Source organism: Candidatus Pantoea deserta, assembly GCF_003813865.1.
Classification (GTDB): Bacteria; Pseudomonadota; Gammaproteobacteria; order Enterobacterales; family Enterobacteriaceae; genus Pantoea; species Pantoea deserta.
In genome coordinates this window covers 365,564-385,541 of the sequence record NZ_RMVG01000001.1, presented here as the reverse complement: position 1 = coordinate 385,541, position 19,978 = coordinate 365,564, and the positions used below count along the sequence as shown (strand labels likewise).

Below are 19,978 nucleotides of genomic sequence, written 5' to 3'. Positions count from 1 at the left end.
ATCGCGACGCGCCTTTTTCTCATCTCGCTCTGGACGACTTACTGTTCGTTTTCGTCAGTGTAGCGTTTGGCCTTGTAAGCCGGGTACATCAGGTTCTGCACAGAGAAAATATCATCCAGCTCGCTTTCGGTCAGCAACCCGCGCTCCAGCACCACTTCGCGCACGCTTTTACCGGTTTCCGCACAGATTTTGCCGACGATGTCGCCGTTGTGGTGACCAATATAGGGGTTGAGGTAGGTGACGATGCCGATAGAGTTAAACACATAGGCTTCGCACACCGCTTTGTTGGCGGTAATGCCGTTAACGCATTTTTCCAGCAGGTTGTAGCAGGCGTTGGTAAGAATGCTGATGGATTCAAACAGCGCCTGGCCAATGACCGGCTCCATCACGTTAAGCTGAAGCTGACCCGCCTCGGCCGCCATCGTCACGGTGGTATCGTTGCCGATGACCTTGAAGCACACCTGATTGACCACCTCTGGCACCACCGGGTTAACCTTAGCGGGCATGATCGAGGAGCCGGCCTGCAATTCCGGCAGGTTGATCTCGTTGAGACCGGCGCGCGGACCGGAAGAGAGCAGACGCAGGTCATTACAGATCTTCGACAGCTTCACGGCCAGACGCTTCAGCGAGGAGTGCACCATCACGTAAGCGCCGCAGTCCGAGGTGGCTTCAATCAGATCCTCCGCCGGGATAACCGGCAGGTTGCTGACCTCGGCAAGGCGCTGAACCGCCAGATGCTGATAGCCGTCTGGCGTATTCAGACGCGTGCCGATCGCCGTCGCGCCCAGATTGACCTCCAGCAGCAGTTCGGCGGTGCGCAGAATGCTGCGCGTCTCCTCATTGAGCAGGACGTGGAAAGCGTGGAACTCCTGGCCCAGCGTCATTGGCACGGCATCCTGCAACTGGGTGCGGCCCATTTTCAGGATGCTCTCGAACTCGGCCGCCTTGCGCTCAAAGCCTTCGCCCAGCTCTTTAATGCCGTCCAGCAGCTTCAGGATCGAACTGTACACGGCGATACGGAAACCGGTGGGGTAGGCGTCGTTAGTGGACTGGCATTTATTGACGTGGTCGTTGGGATTAAGGAACTGGTACTCACCTTTATGATGGCCCATGAGTTCCAGCCCGATATTGGCCAGCACCTCGTTGGTGTTCATATTCACCGAGGTGCCCGCGCCGCCCTGATAGACATCGACCGGAAACTGATCCATGCACTTGCCGTTATTCAGGACTTCGTCACAGGCCTGAATAATGGTGTTTGCAATGTTGCGCGGGATGGTTTGCAGCTCTTTATTAGCGAGGGCGGCGGCTTTTTTCACCATAACCATGCCGCGCACAAATTCAGGAATATCGCTGATTTTACTGTTGCTGATACGGAAATTTTCAATCGCACGCAGAGTATGAACGCCATAATAGGCATCGGCGGGAACTTCACGCATGCCCAGCAGGTCTTCTTCGATACGAATGTTGTTCGCCATGATAACCTTCTTGTTATTGGCCGCTTGCGCTGGCGCCATCCATCACAGGTGATGTGTTATTTGTCGTGGAAAGCCGGAGCCGACAGTGTATCCGCCTGCTCTCAGGTGCGCACGATCATATGCTGCCGTCGGGCTAAAGCGCGAGCGGGGATCGGAAATTACGCTCTTATTGCCGTCAGCATCGCTACGATATGTGATATTGCGCACAAATTTAACCCCACTGTAAATATTTGAAAACCTCGGTTGAATTAGCGTTGCGGCAGGCCCATCTCAGAGCTATGTCGTCTGAAAAGGCGTTTTTGCTGCCTGCCTGAAGCAGGACGGCTCGACTAAAAGGAGAATACGGTGCGCTGGTTACCGTTAATCATTATTTTTGTGCTCGCCTGGATTGAGATCACCCTGTTTATTCAGGTGGCTCACGCGCTGGGCGTGCTGATGACCATGCTGCTGGTGATCTTCACCTCGGCGCTGGGAGTGTCGCTGGTCAAAAACCAGGGCATGAAAAACTTTATGCTAATGCAGGAGAAGCTGGCGCGTAACGAAAGTCCGGCCGAAGAGATGATTAAAAGCGTCTCGCTGATCATTGCCGGTTTCCTGCTGCTGCTGCCTGGCTTTTTCACTGACTTTCTCGGTCTGCTGCTGCTGTTGCCGCCGGTGCAGAAACACCTGACGCTGAAGCTGATGCCGCATCTGCGCGTCTGGCGCGGGCCGGGCGCAGGGCCGGACAGCGGCTTTACCGTCGAGGGCGAATATGAGCGTAAAGAGAGCGATCGCATCGGGCACGATGACCGCCACGATCGCTAAGCGCAGCCAGAAGAGAAGCGCGACCTGAGCGTCGCGCTTTTTTTATGCGCGACGCTAAAAGGGCCTGTTTTGCGCAAAAAAGCGGCAGTTGTCATAGCCAGGTAAAAAATTTGCTTTCAGGGCCTTGAAAGCCTTTTTATCCGACCCTATCTCTTGCTCCACGAGGCCGGAAGCCAGGCTGTCCGGCGTTCAACCCAAAAATGAATGATTGGACTTCTCAAAGGAGAGCTATCTAATGAAAATTCGTCCGTTGCACGATCGCGTTATCGTCAAGCGTAAAGAAGTTGAAGCTAAATCTGCTGGCGGCATCGTTCTGACCGGCTCGGCAGCTGGCAAATCGACCCGTGGCGAAGTGCTGGCGGTGGGTAATGGCCGCATCCTGGAAAACGGTGAGGTTAAGCCGCTGGACGTTAAAGTTGGCGACCTGGTGATCTTTAACGAAGGTTACGGCGCAAAAACCGAAAAGATCGACAACGAAGAAGTGCTGATCATCTCTGAAAGCGACATTCTGGCGATTGTTGAAGCGTAATTACGCGAAATTCACTGAACGAAACGAATTTAAGGGACAATTGAAATGGCAGCTAAAGACGTAAAATTCGGTAATGACGCTCGCGTAAAAATGCTGCGCGGCGTGAACGTACTGGCAGATGCAGTAAAAGTTACCCTGGGCCCGAAAGGCCGTAATGTTGTTCTGGATAAATCTTTTGGTGCACCGACCATCACGAAAGATGGCGTGTCTGTTGCGCGTGAAATCGAGCTGGAAGACAAGTTCGAAAACATGGGCGCGCAGATGGTGAAAGAAGTTGCCTCTAAAGCGAACGATGCGGCAGGCGACGGCACCACCACGGCAACCGTACTGGCGCAGGCTATCGTTAACGAAGGTCTGAAAGCAGTCGCGGCTGGCATGAACCCGATGGATCTGAAGCGCGGCATCGACAAAGCGGTTATCGCCGCTGTTGAGCAGCTGAAAGCGCTGTCCGTTCCGTGCTCTGACTCTAAAGCTATCGCTCAGGTCGGTACTATCTCCGCTAACTCCGATGAAAGCGTCGGCACCCTGATCGCTCAGGCGATGGAAAAAGTGGGTAAAGAAGGCGTAATCACCGTTGAAGAAGGCACCGGTCTTCAGGACGAGCTGGACGTCGTTGAAGGTATGCAGTTCGACCGCGGCTACCTGTCTCCGTACTTCATCAACAAGCCGGAAACCGGCGCAGTAGAGCTGGAATCGCCGTTCATCCTGCTGGCTGACAAAAAAATCTCCAACATCCGCGAAATGCTGCCGGTGCTGGAAGCCGTTGCCAAAGCAGGCAAACCGCTGCTGATCGTCGCTGAAGACGTGGAAGGCGAAGCGCTGGCTACCCTGGTGGTTAACACCATGCGCGGCATCGTGAAAGTGGCTGCGGTGAAAGCGCCGGGCTTCGGCGACCGCCGTAAAGCGATGTTGCAGGATATTGCTATCCTGACCGGCGGCACCGTCATCTCTGAAGAGATCGGTATGGAGCTGGAAAAAGCGGCGCTGGAAGATCTGGGCCAGGCGAAACGCGTTGTCATCAACAAAGACACCACCACCATCATCGATGGCGTGGGCGAAGAGTCTGCCATTTCTGGCCGCGTAACGCAGATTCGTCAGCAGATCGAAGAAGCGACCTCTGACTACGACAAAGAAAAACTTCAGGAGCGCGTAGCGAAACTGGCAGGCGGCGTTGCCGTGCTGAAAGTGGGCGCAGCCACCGAAGTTGAAATGAAAGAGAAGAAAGCACGCGTTGAAGACGCCCTGCACGCAACCCGTGCTGCGGTAGAAGAAGGCGTGGTGGCTGGCGGCGGCGTCGCGCTGGTGCGCGTAGCGGCACAGCTGACCGAACTGACTGGCCAGAACGAAGACCAGAACGTGGGTATCAAAGTTGCGCTGCGCGCAATGGAAGCCCCGCTGCGTCAGATCGTTTCCAACGCCGGCGAAGAGCCGTCTGTTGTTGCGAACAACGTGAAAAACGGCGACGGCAACTACGGTTACAACGCGCAGACCGAAGAGTACGGCAACATGATCGACTTCGGTATCCTGGACCCGACCAAAGTGACCCGTTCTGCATTGCAGTACGCGGCTTCTGTTGCCGGTCTGATGATCACCACCGAATGTATGGTGACCGACCTGCCGAAAGGCGACGCGCCTGATTTAGGTGCTGGCGCTGGCGGCATGGGCGGCATGGGCGGTATGGGCGGCATGATGTAATTGCCCTGACGCTTTTGCGCGCTGAAAAACCCCCGATCGGAAACGGTCGGGGGTTTTTCTTTTACGGATGAAAAGGGTATAAGTAAGGGCGCAAACCTTCGGCTTTGTGGGCTCAGGGCAATGAATGTTCAGAAAAAAACCGCTTTTTTCTGCTACGCTGCCGCCCAATACTGATGATAATAAATGGGGATTACAATGCGGATTAACCTCTTGCTTGGACTGGCGGTCGGTACCTTACTGCTGGCAGGGTGCAGCAGCTCTCACCAGCTGAGCGCTGGCGGCGAACGAGTTACTTTTACCGATCAGCAGCCGGGCAGCGACTGTCAGCTTCTGGGTAACGTCACCGGCTCTCAGAGCAACTGGCTCAGCGGCTCCGGCGGCGAAGGCAGTTCACTGCGCGGCGCGGCCAACGATCTGCGCAACCGCGCGGCGGAAATGGGCGGAAACGTGATTTACGGCGCGACCAGTCCAACGCAAAATCTGTGGTCCGCATTTGCGCCGCTGGACAGCAAAATGACCGGTCAGGTCTATAAGTGTCCTGCTAAGTAGCGTTGCGATGGCACCCGTTTCGCCGGTGCCACCTTTTATCTCTACTTCACGCTGGGCGCTGATGGCATAAAGTCAGCGCGAACGATCGCGCCCAGCGTCGGCACCACCTCCAGCCTGCTGACTTCAAACGCCATCTCCTCGTCCATATTTGATTTATCCAGAGAAAGCGTATTGAGACGCCACGGCGTCAGGTAACTGACCAGCAGGTAGCCCTGCTCATCGCTGGTGCTGCCGAACTGGTTATAGACGCCCGCGTGCGCCCCCGGCGGCATGCTGACTAACGCCATTGTTTCGCCCAGCGTCTGCCCGGCCGTAATGCCCTTGTCATGCCATACCAGACTACCGCTTAACGCGCCGTGAAGCGCGCGTTGTCTGCTGCCATTTTCAACGCTGAAACTCGCCTCTCCGGCGTTGTATCTGTACCCTACATTACCGGTCAGACGTTCATTGCCTTTCCGCGTCGCATAGACGCCCATACCGTATCGCAGGCTAAAGTCTTTAAAGGCCGTCCCGTCCAGCTCCACGCCCTGGGTGACGGCGCCTGCCCGCTCCAGTTGCGTCACATGGCTGGCCGTCAGGTAATTTGCGCCGAACGTGAGGGGCAGGCTTAAGCTCAGCTCCAGGTAGTTTTCGGCTAACGCGTGGCCGTAGCGGTTATGGCTGAAACTGAAGCTAATATCTACGTCCTGCCAGAGGGTGTTGAAATCCAGCGTGGCGCTGCGGGTATGACTGCCCGGCGCGCGTCCTGACTGCTGCGTCCAGCCGAGCGTCAGTGAGGCATCTTCTGAGAAGTTGCGGCTGAGATTCAGCCCGGCGCGCCAGCGCCGGTTATCCAGGCTGGCGCTGGCATAGCTGGTCTGGCTGATTTTTTCACCCAGCGTATGGTAATGCCCACCGGCTGGATAATAAGCGGCCAGACCATTCAGGCTGACGCTGTCAGCAAAAAACGCCTTCGCATAGCGCAGGCGCCAGATTGAGCCGCTGCCCGCGGTGTTTTTTCCGCTATCAACGGCGCGCGTCACGTCGAGCGATAGCGTGGTGTCCGCCCGCACATTCACGCCTGCGCCAGCCACTACGCTGTAATAGCCAGCAGAGGACTGAGCGCCGCCTGACAGCGTAATATCCTGGGTCAGGCCCGCGGAAAGCGTGCCTTGCCAGAAGGCGGGTTGCGGCAGCGTGCTGCGGTAAAGAGGGCGATAGTGTCCCGCCAGCGCCTCGTATTTCACTATGCCCTTATGGACAAGGTTTGGCAGGGAAACCCAGGGAAGCAAGCGCGTGTGTTCAGTGCCGTCGCTCTCCTCAATCTGCATGGTGATGGTTGAACTGGTGCTGCTGGTAGTAGGGAGATAGTCGTAAATCGTAAAGGGACCGGGCGCAACCTGCGTGCGATAGATTTGCATACCGCCCTGATAGAGGGTCACGGTGGCGGCCGAACGCGCATAGCCGGTTATCCAGGGCGCCTGACGTCGCCAGCTGTTGGGATACATATTTTCGTCGCTGACCAGCGATACGCCGCGTAAAGGGAGCGAGGCGAATAGCGCATCAGAGGAGGTGGTGTCGCCGACGGTAAAGCGGGCGCGCAGCGGGGTGATGCTGCGCCACAGCGCGATCGAGCGCGTATATGAGCCGTGATCGTCCGGTTCGCGCCAGACGTTGTTTTGGTAGCGCAGCCGCCAGGGACCGACATTAAGGCCGCTGCTGAAGTCCAGCATCAAGCTTCTTTCGCCTTCATCCCACTCGCTCAGCGCACGCTGACGCTCGACGTTCAGGCTATAGCTGGTAAAGAGGGCATTAATGCCGTCATCCCAGCGGCTGGTCATGACGCCGCCGGACTGCGGCGTAAACCAGGCTTTTGGCAGCGTCAGGATCAGCATATGAAGTTCAGGCCGATAGCGGAAGACTTGCCCGGCCAGCGGCGAGGCATGGGGATCAAGGCAGCCCTGCGCTGTCCAGACGGGCTGAGCGGCTACCGCCGACATTACCCCCCACTCTTCAAGGAGTTCATAGGTCAGACAGGGGCGCTGCTGCACCTGTTTAAGCGCGACCTGACCTTTGTATGTCTGGTTAACGTAGAGCGCTGTTTTCTCTTCAGCGCAGGCAAGCGAGCTGCACGAAAGCAGAAACAGCAGCAAGAAGAGGTGCGCCATGCTTATGACTGATAAAAAAACGGAAGCTGGCGCTTCCGTTTTGTCAGAACGAGTGCGGGAATTAGCTGGTCAGCGCGGCAAGCGTTGCGCGAGCCTGCTCAAGTTCAGCCGTAACGATCTCGACTTTTGCCTGTTTTTCAGCAATCTTGTTTTGATATTTTAAGATCTTAGAGTTTTTGCCTACAACCTGCGCCTTCTGCAACTCCGCCTGAGCGGAAGTTAACTCGTTTTGGGCCTGGGTCAGTTTTTTCTCCAGTTTGATCACTTTTTTCTGCGCTTCCTGCATTTCTTTCGCGGCGCAAGAGGTTTCAATGTTTGCCAGCGCTTCTTCCAGCGCAGCGGCTTTGGCGGTGTTGCCATATTTGGTCGCCAGACTGATCTCTTTGTTCAGTTTGGCGGTGCCAACGGTCGTACAATATGAAACGGATGCCTGTGCTGCGCTCGCGGCGCCCAGCGCCGTCATAAGAGTGAGCGCTATCGCGGTTGATTTTTTCATGGTCATGCTCCTGATTAGTGATCTCTCCGAGGGCCACCCTGGCGTCCTCTGGTGAGCGAGATAATAGGAGGCAGGGCGAGGCGGCTCAATGTACGAGCTGCCTCATTTTGCTGTCAGACCGTCGCCATTTTTTGTAGTCCCGATTAACTCCTGGCGTAACGCTTTCGCGACCTCGATCAGCTCGTCAAGCTCGTCAGGCTGCTGATAGCGACGCTGGCAGAGCGCGGCTAAGCGCGTGGCGCCCAGTATCACCATGCCGCCATACAGGCGATGCAGCGTGGCTGACAGGGCAGGCTGACCGCTCTGCCGCCAGCTGGCGATATGACTTAGCGCCTCATCCAGCGCCTCAATCTGCATCAGAAGAAACTGGCTGAGTTTATCGCCCGTAAGCAGCGCCGGGGGCAGGGCGGAAGGGGACCAGAGCGTGGGGACGGGCTGGTCCAGTCGGGACAGATGCTGTTGCAGCACAGGCAGCGTTAAGGGTCTGGATAAACAGGCCGTCATGCCAGCCTGGGCCGCCGCGTCAAGCGTCGTGTCGTCCCAGTCCGCAGAGAGCCCCCAGACGATCAGATCTGGCCAGCGCTTTTTCAGACTACGTGTCAGATCAAACCCGTTTTGCTGCGGCATACAGCGATCGGTTATCACCAGCTGGGGACGATACTGTTTAACCCGTTCGCCGGCCAGAGCCGCATTTTCACACTCTATTGCCTGATGGCCCAGGCACGCCAGTTGCCGCAGCAGTAAAAAACGGTTCGCCGGATGGTCATCAATGACCAGAATGCGCAGGCCGTCTGGCGAATTCTTTTCCGGCCGATCGGGCGCTGCCGGGGCGGGCGCGACGTAGTCAGGCTCTTCTAAAACAGCCAGTTGCAGGGTCAGGCTGAACACAGAACCCTTTCCGGGCTGGCTTTGTAACAGGATGTCCCCGCCCATCATGCGCGCCAGCGAGCGAGAAATATAGAGTCCCATTCCGCTTCCCTGCCTCTCTTCGCCATTCTCCCCCTGGGTAAAGGGATGAAACAGACGCTGGCAGGTGACGCTGTCAATGCCGGCACCGCTGTCTTCGATGCGAACCGTCAGCTGAAGATGGTTGTCCGGCAGGATGTCGCACAGCGCCTCCATCCTGATGTCGCCGCTGGAGGTAAACTTCACGGCGTTACTCAGCAAATTTTCCAGGATCTGACGCAGGCGCAGCGGATCGACCAGGATCTTGCGGTTCAGCGTGGTATCGATCGCCAGCAGCAGGCGCAGGTGTTTTTGCCGTGCAACCCCCTCATAAACCGCGGCGACCGACTCCAGCAGCGCGCGCAGCGATACGGCCTCAGGGCGCAAAATCAGCCGGTTTGCCTCCAGACGGGCAAAGTCGAGCATTTCGCTGGTCAGACTAAGTAAGGACCCCGCCGCGTCGTGCGCCACGTGCAGCGTCGCCTGATCGACAGCTTCACCCGGCGGCTGCTGGCGCAGCAGCTCCAGCATGCCGTTAACGGCGCTGACGGAATTACGCATCTCATGACTCAGGACGGTTAAAAAGGTACTTTGCTGCTGTATGCGGCGCTCCGCCAGCCGCACTGCTTTTTGCCGCCGCCGTCCGAGCCAGAGCAGCCAGCCAATAACGACAAGACAGGGCAGCATCGTGAGCAGCGGCAGCCAGACCGGAACAGTAGGAGGAAGCAGCGCGGGGGGTACCGCGACCGGCGGCTCCCGGCGTTTGCTGATAATGGCATTGACCTCTTCAGGCGGCAGGCTCATCAGCGTTTTGTCCAGGATGCTGGCCAGCGTGTAGTCGTTCCTGGAGGTCGCCAGCACAATGCGCAGCGGACCCGGCCACTGGCCTTTCGCCAGCCTGAGCTGCTGAGGGTAATGGGCAGCGATCAGCGGCCCGGCGATAATCAGCGGCATGACCATGGCATCCGCTTCACCCTTTACGATTTTATCCAGCCCCTGTCGCCAGCTGCGCACCCCGGTCAGTTGGCTGGTGGGATAGTACTGACGCAGCGTCTCTTCAGACTGCTCGCCATACAGAAAAGCCAGACGCCGGGGCGTCTCATGAGGTTGCGCATCAAGGCGCACCACCTGGACGCGCGAAGAATATAAAAGGATGCGAGAGGTAAGAAGGTCATGCTGCTGCGCGCTGTAAAACGACGTTGAGGCCATTAGCTGGCTGTCGCCGCGCATAACCCGATCCAGCGCGTCAGCCTGATAGGGCGTGCGGTGAATAATAAATTCAATGCCGATACGCTGCTGCATCAGAGTCAGTAAATCGGCGACAATCCCCTGGAGCTGGCCGCGCGCATCAACGTAGCTCAGCGGAAAATTATTCTCAGGAACGACAACGCTCACCTGCGGATGCTGACTAAGCCATTTGCTCTCCAGCGAACTCAGCGGCGCAGGCGCCTCGTTGCGACGAGTGACGCTGTTGCTCCAGCGTCGCTGGATATCTGCGTGCGCGGCTTGCGGGATACGCGCCATCAGCTTATCGATAATCACCACCCAGTTGCGCTGTTCCTGCGCGGCGGCGAAAGAGAATGCGCGGGCAGGCGGATTGTCGTCGCGAACCTGCACGTCCAGTTCCTGGAGGTTTTCCAGGTTAATCACATATTGCGTCGGGATGAGGCTGCCGAGATAGAAGTCGATGTCGCCAAACGTCAGCGCTTCCAGCGCCTGGCGCACATATTTAAAGGAAATAAACCGGGCGGCGGGAAACTGTTTTCTTTCCTCCTCAAGGCAAACATCATCCTCATCGACCCCGACCTGTAGCGGGCTGTTGGCCTGCTGGCGCTGCTCGTGTCTGCTTACCACCACCGACTGGGATGATGTCCAGGGACGGCTGAGCGCCAGACCGGAAAAGGGCCGGGCGGGTTGGGCAAAGGCGATAACATCCGCCGTACCCAGTTTCAGCGCCTGTAACGCCTCTTCCCGACTGGCGTAAAGCGTTATCGTTACGGGAATATGCAGGCTGGCGGCGATAATGCCCAGGTAATCGGCAACGATGCCGCTATAGTCCTGGCGGCCAGGCATCAGTTCAAAAGGCGGCTTAATCGGCTGCCACGCCGCATACCGCAACGTTTTTTTACTATTGAGCCAGTGCCATTCCTGCTGACTCAGACCGAGATTGTTGAGCGACAGCTGCGTGTGAGCCAGCAGCTCGCGCTTCTCCGCTGCCTGCGATGCGGCGCACCACAGCAGCATAAGCCATACCAGGAGTCTCATTCCGCCTGCGCGCTCTCTTGCAGCCACAGCAGCAGCTGCTCCAGCGAGGGCGCGGCGCTTTTTTCCAGGATGCGCGTCTTGTAGGTACTGACCGTTTTATGGCTCAGCGCCAGCTGTTCCGCGATGGCTTTATTGGTTTTTCCCTCCTGTAACAGGCGTAAAACCACCAGCTCGCGGTCAGACAGCCTGGCGAGAAGCGTCTGTCGGTCGCAGGGCTTGTCGGCGGGCGGCAGCGTGAACCCCTGAGCGGGAAAAACCACGTAGCCGTTAAGAATTAAATAGCAGGCGGGAAGCAGCTCGCTTAACGAGGTTTGTTTGCTCACAAAACCATCGGCGCCTGCGCGTAATGCCCGTTCGGCATAGAGGTGAATCGCTAAGCCGCTGTGGATCAGGATTTTACATTCAGGGTGGTGCTGGCGGATACGCGGGAGCAGCAGCAGGCCATCTTCATTATTGAGGGCAATATCGAGGATAAGCAGCTGCGGCGCATGCTGGCGTATTTGTTGTAGTAGCTGGCCGCCGTGGGAGGTCATTACCTCAAAATCGTCTTCTTTTTCCAGCACTGCTTTTGCAGCGAAGCAGATGGCTGGATGGTCATCAACCACCAGTATCTTAGGCATACATACATCCTTGTCATTGAGCGCCTGTAAACAGCGGACTCCCGTCCGCTGTCTGAAATACTATTCCTGGCGCAGCTGTAGATCGAGCGGCGTCTTACTTGGCTCTCCGCCAATTTCGCGCGCCAGCTTCGGCACCATATAGCCCGAAACCCGACTCAGTAGTTCACGTACCAGCGCGCGCGCTTTTTCATCGGAGACAAAGAAGTGCGCGGCTCCCTGCACCTTATCCAGCACATGCAGGTAGTAGGGCAGAATCCCCGCGTCGAACAGCGCGTTACTGAGATCGGCCAGCGTGCCGGCGTCATCGTTAACGCCGCGCAGCAGCACGCTCTGGTTCAGCAGCGTTACGTCAGCGCGCCGCAGGCGCTGCATCGCCTGCGCCAGCGCCGCGTCGATTTCCTGCGCGTGGTTGATATGCGTCACCATCAATACCTGCAAACGCGTGTCGGCCAGCAGCCGGCACAGCTCGTCGGTAATGCGCGCCGGGATCACCACTGGCAGGCGGCTGTGAATGCGCAGGCGCTTCAGGTGCGGGATCTGCGCCAGCGCGTCAATTAGCCACGCCAGTTCATGATCCTTCGCCATCAGCGGATCGCCGCCGGAAAAGATAATCTCATCCAGCTCAGGATGGGCGGCAATATAGTCAATTGCCGTCTGCCAGTTGCGCTTGTTGCCCTGATTATCCTGATAGGGGAAATGGCGGCGGAAGCAGTAGCGGCAGTTGACCGCGCAGCCGCCCTTGACCAGCAGCAGCGCGCGGTTTCTGTATTTATGCAATAAGCCCGGCACGACGCTGCTCTGCTCGTCGAGCGGATCGGTGCTGTAGCCTGGCGCCTGGATAAACTCCTGGCGCTGGGTAAGCACCTGGAGCAGTAAAGGGTCCTGCGCATCGCCCGGCTTCATGCGGGCGATAAAGGCGCGCGGCACGCGCAGCGCGAACAGACGCCGCGCATCGCTGCCAGACGCCAGTTCAGTATGCTGATCAAGGCCTAAAAGTTGCAGCAATTCATCGGGTTCGGTGACAACATCAGCAAGTTGCTGCAACCAATCTTCTCTGGAAGGGGTTTTTAGGGTTACAATGTGTGCCATTTTTTTGGCTATTACCAGTTCAATATTTACAGAGGGCCTTTATGGCGACTTATCTTAGCAACGATTTTCGTTCCGGTCTTAAAATCATGTTCGAAGGCGAGCCGTATGCCATCGAGTCCAGTGAGTTCGTTAAGCCGGGTAAAGGCCAGGCATTCGCCCGCGTTAAAATGCGTCGTCTGCTGACCGGTACTCGCGTTGAGAAAACCTTCAAGTCTACCGACTCAGCGGAAGGCGCGGATGTTGTCGATATGACGCTGCAATACTCTTACAACGACGGCGACTTCTACTACTTTATGCACCCGGAAACTTTCGAACAGTATCAGGTTGAGTCGAAAGTGCTGGAAGACGTGCAGAAGTGGCTTCAGGACAATGCAGAGTGTATCGTCACCCTGTGGAACAACAAAGCGATCGCCGTGCAGGCGCCTAACTTTATCGAATCCGAAGTGATTGAAACCGATCCGGGTCTGAAAGGCGACACCGCAGGCACCGGCGGCAAACCGGCTACCCTGGCGACAGGCGCAGTGGTTAAAGTGCCGCTGTTCGTACAGATTGGCGAGGTGGTTAAAGTAGACACCCGCTCTGGCGAATACGTATCACGCGTTAAATAAGTGCGAAGGCGCATCCTGAGATGCGCCTTTTCTTTTGTGAGTGACGAAGAATGAAAAATCCCACGTTTTTCACTCTGGTGCTGCTGGCCTGCTGCGCACTCAGCGCCTGTAATACTTTTCACGGTTTTGGCGAAGATGTTTCCCACCTCGGCAGCGCCATTTCGCGTGCGGCAAAATAGTCCCGTTTGACAACCTTTTTCTGTGCGTATCAGTACGTTCAGCCATAAGCAGTCTATGCTTAAAGCGCTGTACTTGACTGCAACCACAAAAAGGACATTACCATGTTAAAGAAAAGTATTGTTGCCATTTTTTCAGTGCTGGTGCTCTCTTCTCTGCTGTCTGCCTGTAACACCACGCGTGGTGTCGGCGAGGACGTAGAAGCGGGCGGTCAGGCTATTCAACGAACTGCGCAGTAAGCTCTCCAGACCGGTACGATGCTGTCGTACCGGTTATTTCTGTTTCACCCAGATTAGATCCTGCACCGGGAAACCGGCCTGCCGCGCCTGCTCGACCAGCCTCTGCTTCACGCCTTCATCCAGCTGCGGCGTGCGCGACAGTATCCACAGATAATGGCGGTTTGGCCCGCACACCAGCGCATAGCGATAGTCGTTATCCAGCGCGATCACATTGTACCCGCCGTAGAACGGACCGAAGAAGGAGACCTTGAGCGCGGCGCGCTGCGGATCGCCAGTAAAGTACGCTTTGCCGACGCTCTCCTGCCATTTCTGCTTCTGCGGTTTATAACCACGATTGACCACTTTCAGGCCGCCGTCTTCGCGCGGTGTGTAGGTGGCTGTGACCTGTTCCAGTCCGCGCTCAAAGCGGTGATCGAGGCGGGCGATTTCATACCAGGTGCCAAGATAGCGCTGGCTGTCGAACCCTTCGACAACGGTAACGTTTTTTGGGGGCGTAGTAGAGCAGGCTACTGACAGCACAGAGCCTAGCCCTGCAATAAAGGTTTTCCATGGGGACATAAGCGATTCCTTGTTAATTGAGCAGATTAAGTATAGTTGTCGCTGCGATTTTTCCCTGGATTCGGGCGGCAGATTGTCTGCCGATGGCAATGCAGGTAGACTTCCACCCCTTATTTGTATAAGGAGTCATCACCATGAGCGAAACGGCAAGCTGGCAGCCGAGCGCACCCATTGCCAATTTGTTGAAACGTGCCGCTATCCTCGCGGAAATTCGACGTTTCTTTGCCGATCGCGGCGTGCTGGAAGTGGATACGCCGGCCATGAGCCAGGCAACGGTTACCGATATTCATCTGGTCCCTTTCCAGACGCGTTTTGTGGGTCCCGGCGCCACGCAGGGGCGCGACCTCTGGCTGATGACCAGCCCGGAATATCATATGAAACGCCTGCTGGCGGCGGGCAGCGGACCGATTTATCAAATGGGGCGCTGTTTCCGTAACGAAGAAGCCGGTCGGCACCATAATCCCGAATTTACCATGCTTGAGTGGTATCGCCCCCACTATGATATGTACCGCCTGATGAATGAGGTGGACGATCTGTTGCAGCAGGTGCTGGAGTGCGACAGCGCAGAATCCCTCTCTTATCAGCAGGCATTTATTCGCTATCTGGATCTCGATCCGCTGTCAGCGGATAAGGCGCAGCTGCGTGAGGCGGCAGAGAAGCTGGGCGAGGGCGAGCTGGCGAACCGTGAAGAGGATCGCGATACCCTGCTGATGCTGCTGTTTATGCTGGGCGTAGAGCCGAAGATCGGCATCGATAAGCCGGCCTTTGTCTACCACTTCCCCGCCAGCCAGGCGGCGCTGGCTGAGATCAGCACCGAAGACCATCGCGTCGCGGAGCGTTTCGAGGTCTATTACAAAGGCGTAGAGCTGGCGAACGGCTTCCGCGAGCTGACCGACAGCCGCGAGCAGCGTCAGCGTTTCGAGCAGGATAACCGACGGCGCGCGGCGCGCGGACTGCCGCAACATCCGGTCGATGCTTATCTGCTGGATGCGCTGGCGCACGGCATGCCTGCCTGCTCCGGCGTGGCGCTGGGCGTGGATCGTCTGATTATGCTGGCGCTGAAGGCCGATTCGCTGAGCGAAGTGATCGCGTTTCCGGTGGATCGTAGCTAAAAGAGGGGTTGCTGCGGGGGAAACGGCCGCCAGAGAGAAGTCGCAGAAGGAGGAGCCCGCGTCGGAGGCTTGTTAGACGGCGCGGCCCGCGAGCGGGCCTGAAGAACAGGGCGGGCGGACAGCGATGCCGCCGTTTGCCTCCTGGCGAGCGGGCCATGCCGCAGGCCGGCCCTCTGAATCAGCTGCCGCTGTCGGGAAACTCCTGAATCGTCACCGGCAGCCTGAGCTTACGATCGTTGCGCAGCACCTCAACCTGAATCACCGAGCCAGGGCGGATTTCCGCTACCTGATCCATGGTTTCCTGAGCGGAAACAGCAGGTTTGCCGTTAACGCTCAGCAGCACGTCGTTCACCTGAATACCCGCTTTCTCCGCCGGTCCCCCTGGCGTTACGACGCTGACGATAATCCCCTGCACATGATCGATGCCGCTGCCCTGATTATGCAGCGCAGGAAGCTCGCGTCCGGTAATGCCGATATAGCCGCGGATAACGCGCCCGTCGCGGATCAGCTTATCCATGATCTTGCTGGCCAGCGCGGTAGGAATCGCAAAGCCGATGCCCTCCGGCGTTTCGCCGTCGTTGCTCTTATCGAAGGTCAGGGTATTGATGCCCATCAGTTCGCCCAGCGAGTTGATCAGCGCGCCGCCGGAGTTGCCCTGATTAATGGAGGCGTCGGTTTGCAGAAAGTTCTGGCGACCCGAAGAGCTGAGACCGACGCGGCCGGTGGCGCTGATAATCCCCTGGGTCACCGTCTGGCCGAGGTTATAGGGGTTGCCGATGGCCATCACCACATCGCCGATATGCGGAACGCGATGCGCGTTAATCGGAATAACCGGCAGGCTGGAGGCGGTGATTTTTAGCACGGCCAGATCGGTCATGGCGTCGGAGCCGACCAGTGTGGCTTCAAAGAAACGGCCATCCTGTAGCGCAACGATAATCTGATCGGCGTTATTAATAACGTGCTTATTGGTAAGGATGTAGCCTCTGGCGTTCATGATCACGCCGGAACCCAGCGTGGTAATGCCGCGGTTGTTGTTGCCGCCGTGTGCGCTACGGTTGTAGACATTCACTACCGCAGGCACAGCGCGACGCACCCCGGCATTGAAGCTGAAAGGGGTTTCATCGTCGCTGTCGTCGCGGTTAAGAAGGGCGCTGGTGCCGCCCATGCGCAGTGCGGGCAGCGCCGCAAGCAAAATGCCCGCGACGATCAGGCCCAACACCACTGAACGCAAAAGTTTAAGAAACATGGTGTTAACTTACGCCAGGAGAGATCGCAGGGCAGAATAACACGAGAAAGGCGAACAAACACGCGCTTGTGTTGTCCGCCTGGCAGAGAGGATTATCGCAGCAGCAAATAGATAGACTCGTCGCCGCGTACCACGTTCAGCGCCAGCACTGGCGGTTTGCCTTCCAGCACTTTGCGCATTTCAGCAAGACTGGTGACGCGCGTACGGTTCACGCCGATGATGACGTCATCTTTTTGCAGGCCAACCTGTTCGGCCGCCGTACCTTTTTCGATGCTGTCGATCTTAACGCCTTTATCGCCCGTTTTGGTTGCGCCATCGCTGAGCGTAGCGCCCTGTAGCGCCGGTGACATCAGCTGTGCGCTGGCGGTGCTCTGCGTGCTTTGATCCAGCGTCACCTCTACCGTCAGCGGCTTGCCGTCGCGCAGCAGACCCAGCTTCACTTTCTCGCCTGGCGCGGTGGTGCCGACCTTCACACGCAGCTCGGCAAAGCTGGTGATGGGCTTGTCATTGATCGAGGTGATGATGTCGCCGGACTTAATGCCCGCTTTTTGCGCGGCGGACTGCGGCAGCACCTCAGAGACAAAGGCGCCGCGCTGAGCGTCAACGTTAAACGCCTTAGCAATATCCGCCGTCATCTCGGTGCCTTTAATTCCCAGCTGACCGCGTTTCACTTCGCCATACTTAATCAGCTGCTGCGCCAGATTCATCGCCATATCGCTGGGGATGGCGAAGCCGATGCCGATATTGCCGCCGCTGGAGGCCAGAATCGCGGTATTGATGCCGATCAGCTCGCCGTTGAGGTTCACCAGCGCGCCGCCGGAGTTGCCGCGGTTGATGGCGGCGTCGGTCTGGATAAAGTTCTCCAGCCCTTCAAGATTCAGGCCGCTGCGGCCCAGCGCGGAGATAATGCCGGAGGTCGCGGTCTGACCCAGCCCAAAGGGGTTGCCGATAGCGACGGCGAAATCCCCGACCTTCAGCTGATCGGAGTCGGCAATCTTCACCTGCGTCAGATTTTTGGCGCCCTCGACCTGAATCAGGGCGATGTCGGTCTGTTCGTCATGACCAATCAGCTTCGCGTCGTATTCGCTGCCGTCGCCAAGCTGCACGCTGATCTTATCCGCGCCGTTGACGACGTGATTATTGGTCAGGATATAGCCTTTGGCGGCGTCGATAATAACGCCTGATCCTAAGCCCTCAAACGGCTGCGCCTGCTCGCCGCCGGGACCCTGGCCAAAGAAGCGTTTTAACGGCTCCGGAATATCCTGCGCCTGGCTGGCGGTTTCCGTGCCTTCAACATGGACGCTGACCACGGCCGGCAGAACTTTTTCCAGCATAGGCGCCAGGCTAGGCAACGGCTGCCCCTGAATCTGTGCGGGCAGTGTCGCCATCGCAGCAGGCGCTGCGGCCAGGCCCAATGCAATACTCAAGGCTAATGCGCTTAATTGTTTTTTCATTGCTACAACGCTCTCGCTGCAAAAAGTGGGGGAGTAAAGGTATGTGACAGCTGATTCAGGGTCTGGGTTCGCAAAAATGCGGGGCGCAACAGGATTACGCCCCAATAAGATTAGTCGCGCGCAGGGCGTTCGCCACGCAGCAGGCCGGAAGCGCCTTCGGAGTAGTCGCGCGGCATCTGAACCGGCGCCTGATCGTTATCCGCTTCAGCTTCGGTCAGCTGATAGGCAAAGGGGTTCTTTTCACCCGGCAGATTCGGCAGCAGATCGTTCGATCCTTTGGCCATATGTTGATAAAGCTGGCGATAGTCGCGCGCCATGTTGTCCAGCAGCTCAGCGCTCTGCGCGAAGTGATTCGTCAGCTCTTCGCGGTAGTCTGCCAGCTCTGCTTTGGTCTTCTCCAGCTCGTACTGCATGCTGCGCTGCTCGCGCAGTTTTTTATTACCGAAACGCATGGCAACCGCGCCGACAATAATGCCAATTACTAAACCAATTAGCCCGTATTCCCAGGTCATAATGACTCCCATGTAATTTCCGTTGTTTGTAGGGCATCCACCATTTCAACAGTAGTCACTATACCCGTTAATCTAATGGATGTGGAACTCTGAGGCGGCATGCCTTAGTGTAGAGCGGCCTTTTTTTCGTCAACAGAACCTCAACCGAATAGTGAATACGACCTTTTCAGGGACTCAGAGAGAACCATGCAAACCTCATCTCCGCTTGCGCGCTATGAGCAGGCGCTGTCGCAGGGCGACTTTAAACCCGATGATGTACAACGTGAAGCGATCACCCGACTGGACGCTGTTCAGCAGGCATTGATTTCGCGTCAGCCGGATGTCCCTGCCAGCGGCAAAGGATTGTTTGGCCGCCTGTCGCGGCTGATGGGCAAAGAGAAAAACGAGACGCAGGCGCCGGTGCGCGGCCTCTATATGTGGGGCGGCGTCGGACGCGGCAAAACCTGGGTGATGGATTTGTTTTTTCAGTCTATTCCTGGCAACCGCAAGCTGCGTCTGCACTTTCACCGCTTTATGCTGCGCGTGCACGAAGAGCTGACCCAGCTACAGGGACAAAGCGATCCGCTGCTGACCATCGCCGACCGTTTTAAAGCTGAAACCGATATTCTCTGTTTCGATGAGTTTTTCGTTTCGGATATTACCGACGCGATGCTGCTGGGCACGCTGATGGAGGCGTTGTTCGCGCGCGGCATTACGCTGGTCGCCACCTCGAATATCCCGCCGGATGAACTCTATCGCAACGGATTGCAGCGCGCGCGCTTTCTGCCGGCGATTGCGCAAATTAAACAGCACTGCGACATCATGAACGTTGACGCAGGTATCGATTACCGGCTGCGCACCCTGACGTCGGCGCATCTGTGGAACGCGCCGCTGAACGAGGCGACCCATGCCGAGATGGAGCGCATGTTTAAGGCGCTGGCCGGCAGCGCGCGCGACGATGCGCCGGTGCTGGAAATTAACCATCGGCAGATGCCGACGCTGGGCGTAAGCGAAGGCGTGCTGGCGATCGACTTTCTCACCCTGTGCGGAGAAGGGCGCAGCCAGCATGACTATATCGAGTTGTCGCGCCGGTTCCATAGCGTGCTGCTCTATGACGTGCCGGTGATGATTTATAAAACCGAAGATCAGGCGCGGCGCTTCCTTGCGCTGGTGGATGAGTTCTACGAGCGCCACGTTAAGCTGGTGGTCGCGGCGGAAACCTCGCTGTTTGAAATCTATCAGGGCACGCGGCTGAAGTTCGAGTATCAGCGCTGTCTGTCGCGTCTTCAGGAGATGCAGAGCGAGGAGTATTTACGGCTGCCGCATTTGCCGTAAGGCCGCGCAAGAAAAAGATCAAATAGGGTTCGATTTTTGCAATCGACTTCTCTATAATCTTGCGACCCCACGTTACAGCAACTGGATTTATTTCCCGAATCCGTTGTGCTCCGGTAACTCTATCCGAAGGGGTGGGCTTGCTGG

At 57.2% G+C, this 19,978-nt stretch carries 19 protein-coding genes; 9 read left to right on the top strand and 10 right to left on the bottom strand.

What is annotated here, in order from left to right:
• Nucleotides 1-38: 38 nt before the first annotated feature.
• Nucleotides 39-1,475 carry an aspartate ammonia-lyase gene (aspA, locus tag BBB56_RS01785; protein WP_123798219.1) on the bottom strand — a complete coding sequence of 479 codons (1,437 nt, stop codon included), beginning with the start codon at nucleotides 1,473-1,475 and terminating at the stop codon, nucleotides 39-41.
• Nucleotides 1,476-1,820: 345 nt separating this feature from the next.
• Here aspA and BBB56_RS01780 point away from each other — a divergent pair, with 345 nt between their 5' ends.
• From BBB56_RS01780 to BBB56_RS01765, 4 genes are all read left to right on the top strand, one after another.
• On the top strand, nucleotides 1,821-2,279 hold the full coding sequence (locus BBB56_RS01780) for an FxsA family protein (RefSeq protein WP_123798218.1): 459 nt from the start codon (nucleotides 1,821-1,823) through the stop codon (nucleotides 2,277-2,279).
• A gap of 235 nt (nucleotides 2,280-2,514) precedes the next feature.
• Nucleotides 2,515-2,808 carry a co-chaperone GroES gene (locus BBB56_RS01775; RefSeq protein ID WP_123798217.1) on the top strand — a complete coding sequence of 98 codons (294 nt, stop codon included), beginning with the start codon at nucleotides 2,515-2,517 and terminating at the stop codon, nucleotides 2,806-2,808.
• Nucleotides 2,809-2,853: 45 nt separating this feature from the next.
• Nucleotides 2,854-4,503, top strand: coding sequence for a chaperonin GroEL (gene groL / locus BBB56_RS01770; RefSeq protein ID WP_123798216.1), 1,650 nt, complete (start codon nucleotides 2,854-2,856; stop codon nucleotides 4,501-4,503).
• Nucleotides 4,504-4,698: 195 nt separating this feature from the next.
• Nucleotides 4,699-5,052: a DUF4156 domain-containing protein gene (locus BBB56_RS01765; protein WP_123798215.1), complete on the top strand. Its 354-nt coding sequence runs from the start codon at nucleotides 4,699-4,701 to the stop codon at nucleotides 5,050-5,052.
• A gap of 41 nt (nucleotides 5,053-5,093) precedes the next feature.
• Here BBB56_RS01765 and BBB56_RS01760 read toward each other — a convergent pair whose 3' ends face one another.
• The 5 genes from BBB56_RS01760 to epmB all read right to left on the bottom strand — a co-directional run bounded on the left by BBB56_RS01760 (nucleotide 5,094) and on the right by epmB (nucleotide 12,614).
• Nucleotides 5,094-7,199: a fimbria/pilus outer membrane usher protein gene (locus tag BBB56_RS01760; RefSeq protein WP_123798214.1), complete on the bottom strand. Its 2,106-nt coding sequence runs from the start codon at nucleotides 7,197-7,199 to the stop codon at nucleotides 5,094-5,096.
• A 61-nt stretch (nucleotides 7,200-7,260) separates the two neighbouring features.
• Entirely contained in the window at nucleotides 7,261-7,695 is a 435-nt protein-coding gene (locus BBB56_RS01755) for a DUF1090 family protein (RefSeq protein WP_158673928.1), read from the bottom strand.
• Between the two features lie 102 nt (nucleotides 7,696-7,797).
• Nucleotides 7,798-10,905, bottom strand: coding sequence for an ATP-binding protein (locus tag BBB56_RS01750; protein ID WP_123798212.1), 3,108 nt, complete (start codon nucleotides 10,903-10,905; stop codon nucleotides 7,798-7,800).
• Nucleotides 10,902-11,525, bottom strand: a complete 624-nt coding sequence (locus BBB56_RS01745; protein ID WP_123798211.1) for a response regulator transcription factor — start codon at nucleotides 11,523-11,525, stop codon at nucleotides 10,902-10,904. Before BBB56_RS01745 ends, BBB56_RS01750 begins: the two co-directional genes overlap by 4 nt.
• Before the next feature lie 60 nt (nucleotides 11,526-11,585).
• Nucleotides 11,586-12,614 carry an EF-P beta-lysylation protein EpmB gene (epmB, locus tag BBB56_RS01740; protein WP_123798210.1) on the bottom strand — a complete coding sequence of 343 codons (1,029 nt, stop codon included), beginning with the start codon at nucleotides 12,612-12,614 and terminating at the stop codon, nucleotides 11,586-11,588.
• Nucleotides 12,615-12,655: 41 nt separating this feature from the next.
• Between epmB and efp the strand changes: the two genes are divergently transcribed.
• From efp to BBB56_RS01725, 3 genes are all read left to right on the top strand, one after another.
• The gene (efp, locus tag BBB56_RS01735) at nucleotides 12,656-13,222 is read left to right on the top strand and encodes an elongation factor P (protein ID WP_123798209.1); all 567 of its coding nucleotides are present in this window, start codon (nucleotides 12,656-12,658) and stop codon (nucleotides 13,220-13,222) included.
• A gap of 50 nt (nucleotides 13,223-13,272) precedes the next feature.
• Nucleotides 13,273-13,401 carry an entericidin A/B family lipoprotein gene (locus BBB56_RS01730; protein ID WP_123798208.1) on the top strand — a complete coding sequence of 43 codons (129 nt, stop codon included), beginning with the start codon at nucleotides 13,273-13,275 and terminating at the stop codon, nucleotides 13,399-13,401.
• Nucleotides 13,402-13,503: 102 nt separating this feature from the next.
• Nucleotides 13,504-13,638 carry an entericidin A/B family lipoprotein gene (locus tag BBB56_RS01725; RefSeq protein WP_033749247.1) on the top strand — a complete coding sequence of 45 codons (135 nt, stop codon included), beginning with the start codon at nucleotides 13,504-13,506 and terminating at the stop codon, nucleotides 13,636-13,638.
• Nucleotides 13,639-13,671: 33 nt separating this feature from the next.
• On the opposite strand, the gene BBB56_RS01720 is transcribed toward BBB56_RS01725, so the two are convergent.
• A complete protein-coding gene (locus BBB56_RS01720; RefSeq protein ID WP_123798207.1) occupies nucleotides 13,672-14,196 on the bottom strand; it encodes a lipocalin family protein in 525 nt (174 codons plus the stop codon).
• A gap of 134 nt (nucleotides 14,197-14,330) precedes the next feature.
• Between BBB56_RS01720 and epmA the strand changes: the two genes are divergently transcribed.
• Complete coding sequence (epmA, locus tag BBB56_RS01715) at nucleotides 14,331-15,308, top strand: elongation factor P--(R)-beta-lysine ligase (RefSeq protein ID WP_123798206.1); 978 nt, start codon at nucleotides 14,331-14,333, stop codon at nucleotides 15,306-15,308.
• A gap of 178 nt (nucleotides 15,309-15,486) precedes the next feature.
• Here the strand turns inward: epmA and degS are convergent, their stop codons facing one another.
• From degS to zapG, 3 genes are all read right to left on the bottom strand, one after another.
• Nucleotides 15,487-16,554 (bottom strand): outer membrane-stress sensor serine endopeptidase DegS, encoded by a 1,068-nt coding sequence (degS, locus tag BBB56_RS01710; protein WP_123798205.1) that lies wholly within the window; start codon nucleotides 16,552-16,554, stop codon nucleotides 15,487-15,489.
• 92 nt (nucleotides 16,555-16,646) lie between these two features.
• A complete protein-coding gene (gene degQ / locus BBB56_RS01705) occupies nucleotides 16,647-18,008 on the bottom strand; it encodes a serine endoprotease DegQ (protein ID WP_123798204.1) in 1,362 nt (453 codons plus the stop codon).
• Between the two features lie 110 nt (nucleotides 18,009-18,118).
• Nucleotides 18,119-18,520, bottom strand: a complete 402-nt coding sequence (zapG, locus tag BBB56_RS01700; protein ID WP_123798533.1) for a Z-ring associated protein ZapG — start codon at nucleotides 18,518-18,520, stop codon at nucleotides 18,119-18,121.
• 186 nt (nucleotides 18,521-18,706) lie between these two features.
• Here zapG and zapE point away from each other — a divergent pair, with 186 nt between their 5' ends.
• Entirely contained in the window at nucleotides 18,707-19,834 is a 1,128-nt protein-coding gene (zapE, locus tag BBB56_RS01695; protein ID WP_123798203.1) for a cell division protein ZapE, read from the top strand.
• The last annotated feature ends 144 nt before the right edge of the window (nucleotides 19,835-19,978 follow it).

Coding starts and splice junctions, on each gene's coding strand:
- degQ (WP_123798204.1), bottom strand. CDS start 18,008: ATGAAAAAACAATTAAGCGCATTAGCCTTGAGTATTGCATTGGGCCTG.
- BBB56_RS01730 (WP_123798208.1), top strand. CDS start 13,273: ATGAAAAATCCCACGTTTTTCACTCTGGTGCTGCTGGCCTGCTGCGCA.
- epmB (WP_123798210.1), bottom strand. CDS start 12,614: ATGGCACACATTGTAACCCTAAAAACCCCTTCCAGAGAAGATTGGTTG.
- zapG (WP_123798533.1), bottom strand. CDS start 18,520: ATGACCTGGGAATACGGGCTAATTGGTTTAGTAATTGGCATTATTGTC.
- BBB56_RS01755 (WP_158673928.1), bottom strand. CDS start 7,695: ATGAAAAAATCAACCGCGATAGCGCTCACTCTTATGACGGCGCTGGGC.
- degS (WP_123798205.1), bottom strand. CDS start 16,554: ATGTTTCTTAAACTTTTGCGTTCAGTGGTGTTGGGCCTGATCGTCGCG.
- BBB56_RS01775 (WP_123798217.1), top strand. CDS start 2,515: ATGAAAATTCGTCCGTTGCACGATCGCGTTATCGTCAAGCGTAAAGAA.
- BBB56_RS01750 (WP_123798212.1), bottom strand. CDS start 10,905: ATGAGACTCCTGGTATGGCTTATGCTGCTGTGGTGCGCCGCATCGCAG.
- BBB56_RS01760 (WP_123798214.1), bottom strand. CDS start 7,199: ATGGCGCACCTCTTCTTGCTGCTGTTTCTGCTTTCGTGCAGCTCGCTT.
- BBB56_RS01720 (WP_123798207.1), bottom strand. CDS start 14,196: ATGTCCCCATGGAAAACCTTTATTGCAGGGCTAGGCTCTGTGCTGTCA.
- groL (WP_123798216.1), top strand. CDS start 2,854: ATGGCAGCTAAAGACGTAAAATTCGGTAATGACGCTCGCGTAAAAATG.
- BBB56_RS01765 (WP_123798215.1), top strand. CDS start 4,699: ATGCGGATTAACCTCTTGCTTGGACTGGCGGTCGGTACCTTACTGCTG.
- aspA (WP_123798219.1), bottom strand. CDS start 1,475: ATGGCGAACAACATTCGTATCGAAGAAGACCTGCTGGGCATGCGTGAA.
- efp (WP_123798209.1), top strand. CDS start 12,656: ATGGCGACTTATCTTAGCAACGATTTTCGTTCCGGTCTTAAAATCATG.
- BBB56_RS01725 (WP_033749247.1), top strand. CDS start 13,504: ATGTTAAAGAAAAGTATTGTTGCCATTTTTTCAGTGCTGGTGCTCTCT.
- BBB56_RS01745 (WP_123798211.1), bottom strand. CDS start 11,525: ATGCCTAAGATACTGGTGGTTGATGACCATCCAGCCATCTGCTTCGCT.
- zapE (WP_123798203.1), top strand. CDS start 18,707: ATGCAAACCTCATCTCCGCTTGCGCGCTATGAGCAGGCGCTGTCGCAG.
- epmA (WP_123798206.1), top strand. CDS start 14,331: ATGAGCGAAACGGCAAGCTGGCAGCCGAGCGCACCCATTGCCAATTTG.